Annotated in this window: 9 protein-coding genes; 1 reads left to right on the forward strand and 8 read right to left on the reverse strand. The window is 69.4% G+C overall.

Annotated elements, in window-relative coordinates:
• The 3 genes from AB0M20_RS17105 to AB0M20_RS17115 all read right to left on the reverse strand — a co-directional run.
• The coding region (locus AB0M20_RS17105) for an SRPBCC family protein (RefSeq protein ID WP_364299087.1) at positions 1-576 on the reverse strand (576 nt) is incomplete at its 3' end.
• 45 nt (positions 577-621) lie between these two features.
• Entirely contained in the window at positions 622-1,356 is a 735-nt protein-coding gene (locus AB0M20_RS17110; protein ID WP_364299089.1) for a hydrolase, read from the reverse strand.
• Positions 1,357-1,467: 111 nt separating this feature from the next.
• Entirely contained in the window at positions 1,468-3,027 is a 1,560-nt protein-coding gene (locus AB0M20_RS17115) for a methyl-accepting chemotaxis protein (RefSeq protein ID WP_364299091.1), read from the reverse strand.
• 182 nt (positions 3,028-3,209) lie between these two features.
• Between AB0M20_RS17115 and AB0M20_RS17120 the strand changes: the two genes are divergently transcribed.
• Complete coding sequence (locus AB0M20_RS17120) at positions 3,210-4,016, forward strand: peptidoglycan DD-metalloendopeptidase family protein (protein ID WP_364299093.1); 807 nt, start codon at positions 3,210-3,212, stop codon at positions 4,014-4,016.
• A 68-nt stretch (positions 4,017-4,084) separates the two neighbouring features.
• Here AB0M20_RS17120 and csrA read toward each other — a convergent pair whose 3' ends face one another.
• The 5 genes from csrA to flgN all read right to left on the reverse strand — a co-directional run bounded on the left by csrA (position 4,085) and on the right by flgN (position 7,626).
• On the reverse strand, positions 4,085-4,321 hold the full coding sequence (csrA, locus tag AB0M20_RS17125; RefSeq protein ID WP_364299095.1) for a carbon storage regulator CsrA: 237 nt from the start codon (positions 4,319-4,321) through the stop codon (positions 4,085-4,087).
• A gap of 81 nt (positions 4,322-4,402) precedes the next feature.
• Complete coding sequence (locus AB0M20_RS17130) at positions 4,403-4,834, reverse strand: flagellar assembly protein FliW (protein WP_364299097.1); 432 nt, start codon at positions 4,832-4,834, stop codon at positions 4,403-4,405.
• A gap of 2 nt (positions 4,835-4,836) precedes the next feature.
• Positions 4,837-5,733, reverse strand: coding sequence for a flagellar hook-associated protein FlgL (gene flgL, locus AB0M20_RS17135; protein WP_364299099.1), 897 nt, complete (start codon positions 5,731-5,733; stop codon positions 4,837-4,839).
• 10 nt (positions 5,734-5,743) lie between these two features.
• The gene (gene flgK, locus AB0M20_RS17140; RefSeq protein WP_364299101.1) at positions 5,744-7,141 is read right to left on the reverse strand and encodes a flagellar hook-associated protein FlgK; all 1,398 of its coding nucleotides are present in this window, start codon (positions 7,139-7,141) and stop codon (positions 5,744-5,746) included.
• Positions 7,141-7,626 carry a flagellar export chaperone FlgN gene (gene flgN, locus AB0M20_RS17145; RefSeq protein ID WP_364299103.1) on the reverse strand — a complete coding sequence of 162 codons (486 nt, stop codon included), beginning with the start codon at positions 7,624-7,626 and terminating at the stop codon, positions 7,141-7,143. The genes flgK and flgN overlap by 1 nt, the downstream gene beginning before the upstream one ends.
• Positions 7,627-7,900 lie beyond the last annotated feature (274 nt).

A 7,900-nucleotide genomic window follows, 5' to 3' on the forward strand; every position in this document is an offset into this window, starting at 1 on the left:
GCCCATCGGCGCGGTCCCGCTGCGGGCGCCGGCGCTGGTCTCCCACCCGGCGCCCGGGTGCGGCTCCGGGTCGCGGCGCCTGATCCGGGCCGCCACCGACGCGGGCGACGCGAGGTCGCGGGAGGCTGGGCCGGAGAGCCGTTTCGAACTCGCGCCGGTCAGCACACCGCCCTCCACCAGGCCCTTGAGCGTGGTGAGGTCGTGCTTGAGCAGACGGGTCAGCGTCTCCTGACCGTGCCGGTCGCCCGGCATCAGATAGGCGATGTCCGCGTCCAGCTGCGCGACCACCTGGGTACGGGTCTCGCCCACCGGCCGCAGCGTGATGGTCTCGCTCAGGCGAGGGCCCTCGGTGGTGGCCCAGGAGACGCGCTCGTCCAGGGACAGCTCGGTGATCTGCGCGTCGAACTCCCGCCGTTTGCCGTCCAGGTCCATGACCCAGTGGGTCCGGCCCGAGCCGATCGGGGTCACCTGCTCGACCCCGGTCATGAAGCGCGGGTAGTTCTCGAACACGGAGATCTGCTCGTAGACAGTGTGCAGCGGCGCGCCGACCTCGATGGTTTGCTGAACCAAACTCATGTGACAGAGAGTACGGACGCAAGCACGGCTCGCGTTTGGTTTCCTTCAGACCCGCAGCAGGTACTGCCAGTGTCCGACCTCGCCGGCGTACCGGGCATCACTCGCGGCGACCAGCGGCACTCCGGCTTCGCGCAGCCGGCCGACCATCCGCAGCGACGGGCTGCGCCACGCCTCGCTGACCTCCACCGCGGTGCCCGTGGTCCGGCAGGCGTCGGCGAGGTGGTCGAGCGCCTCGGTGGACAGCACGCCGTCGTCCACGCCCATCTGCTGCAGCAGGCTGAGCGGGCGGGCGAGCTGGGTGGGCACGTACCGGGAGGCGCGCTCCAGGCCCTTGACCGTGGCGGTGACGACGATCTCGGCCACGCCGGCCTCCGTCAGGACGCCGGCCGCGATCAGCGAACGGACCTCGCGCGGGCCGAGCGGGCCGTCGTCGGTGGGCAGCCGGGTGACCGCGACGGACAGCGCCTCGAGGTGGCCGAGGTCGGCGGCGGGCCAGGCCAGCCAACCGTCCGGCTGGACGACCTCCACCTCGGCCGCGATGCGCAGGTTCAGCTCGGTGCGACGCCGGGCCCGGCGCACGGCATCGGCGTACGCGGGCAGCCACGTGGTGTCCTTGCCGACCTGGTCGGCGAAGGTGACGGCGGCCAGCCCGGCGCGGTCGGCGGCCGAGACGATCACGCCGATGCTGTCCCGCCCGGCCGCGAAGCCGGTGTGCACGTGCGCGTCCACGGTCAGGTCGAGCGTGCCGCCCGCCGTGATGAATCCCTGCTCTGCGCCCACGATCCCGCTCCCGGCCTTGAAGTGCTGCTCGTCTGGGCCTAAGAGTCGGTCGCCGGTGGTGTGAACCGAGTACTGCCGCCGGTGCAGACCGGTTAGCGCGCCGGAAATTTCTCAGAGCTTGAAGGCGCCGACCAGGGTACGCAGCTCCTCGGCGGCCCGGGCGACCTCGCCGCTGGCCTCCCGGGTCTGGTTCACGCCCTGCACGGCGGACGCGCTCGCGTTCGACACGTCGGCGATGTTGGCCGCGATCCGGCTGCTGCCCGAGGCCACCTCGCTGATGCTGCGGCTCATCTCGGCGGTGGTCGCGGTCTGCTCCTCGACTGCGCTGGCGATCGTCGTCTGGTAGTCGTTGATCTTCGCGATGACCTCGCTGATCCGGCTGATCACCTCGACCGCGCCGCTGGTGTCCTGCTGGATCGCGTTGACCCGCACGCCGATGTCCTCGGTCGCCCGGGCGGTCTCCTGCGCCAGGTCCTTCACCTCGCTGGCCACCACCGCGAAGCCCTTGCCCGCGTCGCCGGCCCGGGCCGCCTCGATCGTCGCGTTGAGCGCCAGCAGGTTCGTCTGCTCGGCGATCGAGGTGATCAGCTTGATGACGTTGCCGATCTCCACCGACGACTCGCCGAGCTGCCGGACGGTGTCGGTGGCGCGGGCCGACTCGGAGACCGCCACCGCCGCGATCTGCGCGGCCTCGCTGGTGTTGCTGGAGATCTCACGGATCGACAGGCCCATCTCCTCGGAGCCGGCCGCCACGGTCTGCACGTTGCGGGAGATCTCCTCGGCCTCGGCGGAGGCGGAGGTGCTCTGCGCGTCGGTGTCGTTGGCCGACTCGGCGATCCGCGCGGCCACCGAGGAGAGCTGGTTCGCCGATTTGGCCAGGGAGTCCGCGTTGCCGCCGATGCTCAGCATCGACTTGTGCAGCGCCTCGAGGGCGCCGTCCAGACCGGCGGCCATCCGGCCGACCTCATCCCGCGAGGTGACGCCGCTGCGTGCGGTCAGGTCGCCCTTCGCCAGCGAGTCGATCACCTGGCCGAGCCGGCGCACGGGCCGCAGGATCGAGCGGGCCAGCGGCACCGAGAGGCCGATCAGCAGAAGCAGACCCAGCGCGGTGAGCCCGCCACTGAGCCATTTGATCCGGCTCGCCGTCGCGCTCATGTCCGAGCGTTCCTGGGCGACCGCGGCGTCGACCTGCTCGCGCAGCACGTCGAGCTTGTCGTCCACCGCGTTGTTGCGCTCGGCGATCTGGCCGAGGTCGCGCAGCGCCGCCTCGCGGTCGCGCGCGGCCGCCGCGACGAAGTCCGTCGAGAAGCTGCTGAACGAATCCACATCCGGCCGCAGCGCCGCGAAGGTATCGGCGATCGCGGGCGGCAGACCGGTCGCCTCGACCGCGTCGGCTGCCTCGGTCGCGGACACCACGTCGTCGGCGACGTCGCCGGACACGTCCTGGCCGAGCGCCGCCCGGTACATGTCGACCTTGAGCTCCGACTCGCGGGTGTCCAGATGGTTCAGGGCGGCCACCGCCGTCTCCAGCTCGCGGACCACACCGGCCTGGCGGACCAGCTCGTCCTGGCCGACGCCGGTCACCACCCCGAGCGCGAGCAGAGCCACCACGCCGCTGAGCACGATAAGGCCCAGACGTTTCGCCACACCAAGTTCGGCCAATCGCGACATCCGTGTCTCCTCGGGGAGCGAGCATTGCCGGTGCCCCAATCTTTCAGCGCCACCCGGCCCTATGCGGTCGTTTCGTGGGATTCGGCCCGCAACTGTCCTGCACTTGCGGCGCACCGGCGCGACATCCCGTACTCGGCAGCCTTTGGTGGTGAGCACGCGCCCGCGTGCCGGGAAGGAAGCACATGAAGGCCCGACATCGCATCGCCTCCGCGCTATTCGCCTTGACCTCTCTCACCGGCCTCACGGCCGCCGTCAGCGCTCCGGCCACCGCGGCCGTGAAGATCGCCGGCACCGGGTACGCCAAGACCAACGGCACGATGCTGAACATGCGCACGCTGCCCTCCGCCTCGGCCGCGGTCGCCGGGCGCCTGCCGGACTCCAACCGGCTCCTGATCGTCTGCCAGGTCCGCGGCCAGAGCGTCAGCGGCACGGTGCGCACCACGAACCTCTGGGACAAGCTGGTCAACGGCTACTGGGTCGCCGACGCGTACGTGTCGCGCGCCGTCTTCCCGATCCCGACCTGCCCGTCCACCTCGGCGCCCCGCTCCTGGATGCGGCCGGTGAACGCGACTCTGGTCAGCGGATTCCGCACCCCGGTACGCCCGGCGCACGACGGCGTCGACCTGGGCGCCGCGCGCAACACCCCGATCAGGGCCGCCACCTCCGGCACCGTGATCCGCGTGGTGTGCAACGCTTCCACGAACAACTGCGACGTGGACGGCAGCCGCTCGGTCTCCGGCTGCGGCTGGTACGTCGAGGTGCAGCACGCCCTCAACTACGTGACCCGCTATTGCCACATGGTGCGCCGGCCGTCCGTCGTGGTCGGTCAGCGGGTGGTGACCGGTCAGCTGCTCGGCTTCGTGGGCAGCTCCGGCTCCTCCTCCGGACCGCACCTGCACTTCGAGGTGCACGCCGGCACGCCCGCCACCCGGGCCAACGCGGTCGACCCGATCAGGTTCATGATCGCCCGCGGCGCCCCGCTCGGATAGCGGACGGCAAACGCCCCGCCGCCAATCCCTTGTGGAATTGGCCGGCGGGGCCGTTTGCCGTGCCGTGTCTACTCTTCCGGCGGCCGCAGCGTGCGGGTCAACTCCTCGACGACCGCGTCGGTCGGCGATGCCGCCTCCCGGTTTGCCGCCTGGAGCTCGCGATAGACCTCCTCGCGATGCACCCGCACGTCCTTGGGTGCCTGAATGCCGAGCCGGATGACGTCACCCCGGGCCTCGAGCACGGTGATGACGACGTCGTCGCCGATCATCACGCTCTCGCCGGCCTTCCTGGTCAGCACGAGCACCCTTCGCCCCTTTCCATCCGTGGACAGGAGTTGACTGTGGACTCGTCCCCCACCGCCGGTGGAGGACCACCCGCCGGTAGCTCAGTTCTTCTTGGACAGGATGGCGCGCACCGGCATGTCGGTGCCCGAGAGCACCACCTGGCAGGCCATCCGGTTGACCGTGTTGATCACGATCGGCGCCATCAGGTTGGCCGCGGTGGCGTCCTGGCCGGCCGTGATCACCAGCATGGTGATCAGGTCGTCGACGTCCGGGTAACCGAGCAGCGCGAGCGACTCGTCCGGGATCTCCGGCGTGTAGTTCTCGAAGAACGGCTCCGGCGGCACGACGAGGAACCGCAGCTCGGGGTTGTCCAGCGAGGTGAAGGCGTAGAGCAGGCCCTCCTCGTTGAGCCGCACCAGGGCGAACTTCCGGTGCGCTGGAAAGCCCGGCATGGGCGCGGCCATGTGGATGATGGGAATCGTCGTGATCATGCGGTCCTCGAGCGGTCGGGAGACTGCCTGTGTGCTGCTCATGGTCACCTCAAGAAATCGATGAGCGAGGGCTGGATCACCTTGGCCGAGGCGGCCAAAGCTGCCTGGTACGACGTCTGCTGAAGCTGCATCTCCATGATCGTTTTCGGCAGGTCGACATCCTCGATATCGGACAGCTGCGACGTCACGGTCAGCAATCGATCCTGAGCGGACTGCTTCATCTGCTCAAGCCGATTGTAACGAGCGCCTACATCCGAAAGAGTGGTTTTCACGAGATTGTGCGCGGCGTCAAGCTTCTCCAGGTTCGCGGCAGTCGCATCCGTGTCACCCGCCCGGATGCTGTCGGCGACATCCTTCAAAACCTTGAAGAGCTGGGCATCTCCCTCGCCGAAGGCCTCCGGACCGGTCGCGTCGACCCGCACCTTCTGGCCGGCTCCCACGGTGCGGGCGGTCTGGCCGGCGTCACCCTGATAGGTGCCGTCGGCCGTGTACGCCGCCTCCCCCGTGGTCGACCCGCCGAACACCGGACGATCCAGATACTTCGCGTTGGCGTATCCGACCAGCGTATTGCGAATCTGATCGATTTCGGACGCCAGAGCCTCGTTCGATGAGGGGTCGTTCCCGCCCTGGTTCAGGCCGCGCACGACCAGGTCGCGCGCCGAGATGACCCGCGAGGAGACGTTGGACAAGGTGTTGTCCAGGGTGCCCAGCCACCCGAGCCCGTCGTCGGCGTTGCGCGAGTACTGCTGGCTGGCACGCGCCTCGCCGCGCAGCTGCAGCGACGAGACGGTGCCGGTCGGCGAGTCCGACGGGCGGTTGATCGTCTTGCCACTGGAGAGCTGCTGCTGGATCTTCTCGCCCTTCGCGATGTTGCGCTGAAGGTTGGCCAGCACCCGGGTGTGGATGCTGCCCTCGGTGACTCGTCCACCGCTGATCGCCATGATTTACCCCTTACCTTCCGACCAGTCCGGTGCGGTTGATGAGCTGGTCGAGCATCGAGTCGATGGTGGTCAGCACGCGGGACGCCGCTTCGTACCCGCGCTGGTAGGTGAGCAGGTTGGTCATCTCCTCGTCGAGGTTGACGCCGGACTGCGCTTCGCGGGACGCGTCCACCTGCTCCGTGACGGTGGCCTGGATGTCGGCACGCCGGCTCGCGGCCTGCGCGGTGACGCCGAGCTGGCCGATCATGCCCTGGTACTCGCGGTCCGGACCGTCCACCGCCTCGCCGAGGTCGGCCATCCGGTCCGCGATCGAGTTGTCCAGGGAGTCCGCGGCCGTGCCGGTGGCCACCTTGTCCGGGTCGGTGACCGCCAGCCGGATGTTGCCGGCGTTGACGGTGCCGCCGTCGACGCTGGTGAAGAAGTCCAGCCCGGTGCTGCCGTCCTTGCTGAACCCGCTGCTGTGCAACGTGTTCACCTTGTCCGCCAGATTCTTCGCGACCGAGTCGAGGGCGTCGGAGATGGCCGGGATCATCACGCCGAGCGTGTCCTGCACCGCGCCCATCACGCCGCCGGCCTTCACCGGTGTCTTCGTGTCGGACCAGCGCAGCGACACCGGGTCGGCGGTCTGGTCCTCGAGCCGGTTGGCGCCGCCCACCTCCAGCTTGCGGGTGGTGAACTCGCTGACCAGAGTGGAGTTGTCGACGAACACGTCGACGGCGCCGTTCGCCCGCGCCGACGCGGTCGCGCCGGTCAGCTCGGAGAGCCGCATCACCTGCAGGTCGCGCCGGTCCTCGAGCTCGTTGACGGTCAGCCCGGACGCCTTCGCCTTCACGATGCTGTCGTTCAGCTGTGCGACGTTGGCGGCCATGGTGTTCACCTCGTCGGCGTAGGCCGACAGCTGCGTCTTGGTCACCGACCACTGCCCGGCCAGACTGGCGTGGGCGGTGTTCAGCCCGTCGGCCACCGTCGAGCTCTGCTGCAGCAGCGTCGAGCGGGTCGCGGCCAGCTGCGGATTGTTGGCGACGTCGTTCCAGCCGCCCCACATGTCGTGCAGCTGAGCGGCCAGCGCGGTGTCGCCCGGCTCGGCGAAGACGTCCTCGATCGCGTTGTACGCCGCGGTTTGCGTGGTGAGGTAGGAGCTCTTGCCGTGCTCGGTGCGGCCCCGGTTCTCCAGGAACTCGTCGCGCAGCCGCTGCACGTCGGACACCGCGACGCCGGTGCCCAGCCCGTCGGTCTTCGCGTACATCGCCGGCGAGATCGACCCCACCTGGGACTGCATCTCGGCGCGCTGCCGGGTGTATCCCTCGGTGTTCGCGTTCGCGATGTTCTGACCCGTGACGTCGAGGGCGCGACGTTGCGCGTAGAGCGAGGTCAGTGCGGTGTTGATGCCCCCGAAGCTGCTTGCCATCAGATCGCCTCGTCCACCAGGCTCGGGCGGCGCACGCCGCCGGTGACGGTCTGTCCCTGCCGGCCATACGTTTCCACGGTTCCGGCGAACGCGAGCATCGTTTCGCGAGCTGCCCGCTGGCCGGCCGTGAGCAGGTCGCGGTTGGCCTCGGCCATGCCGCTGATCTCGGAGGTCAGGGTGAGGAACGCCTTGCGGTGCTGGTGCAGCAGCTCGGACCAGGGCGACGGCGCCGCGTCGGCCAGCTCGCCCAGCGACGCCTCGGCCGGCAGGCCGAGCTCGATGGCCACGGCCTGCGCGTACGCCGCACGAGCCACTTCGGTCTGCCGGATCTGCTCGAGCACCACTTCCACTTCGCGGGTGGCGTGCGCCAGCCAGCGCGACCGGTTCGCCGCCAGCAGCAGCTGCTCCTCCTCCAGCTTGAACAGCAGGAGCTCGAGCAACTCACGAGATCGCCACAGGACGCTGGACAGGTCGGTCAGACTCACGCCGATCCTCCTTTGAATCGTTCACCGGACAGGTCGGCATCCGGAGCGTGGCTCTGAGGTTTTGGGGGCCATCGGGTTGCGAGCCGGTGCGGCTCGGCCCTCGGTCCAGCGCGAGGCGGCGGCGGGGTGGCGGACAGCGTTTTCGGTCGTTTCCCAAACAGGTGCGAACAAGTCTCGGATACTTCTCATAACTGACGGCAACCGTCCGATCACTCAGGACGTAAGCCAAGGGCCCACGGACGGGCCCTGATCTGGACCCCATCAAGGAGGAAAC

Source organism: Actinoplanes sp. NPDC051633, from assembly GCF_040681735.1.
In the GTDB taxonomy this organism is placed as follows: domain Bacteria; phylum Actinomycetota; class Actinomycetes; order Mycobacteriales; family Micromonosporaceae; genus Actinoplanes.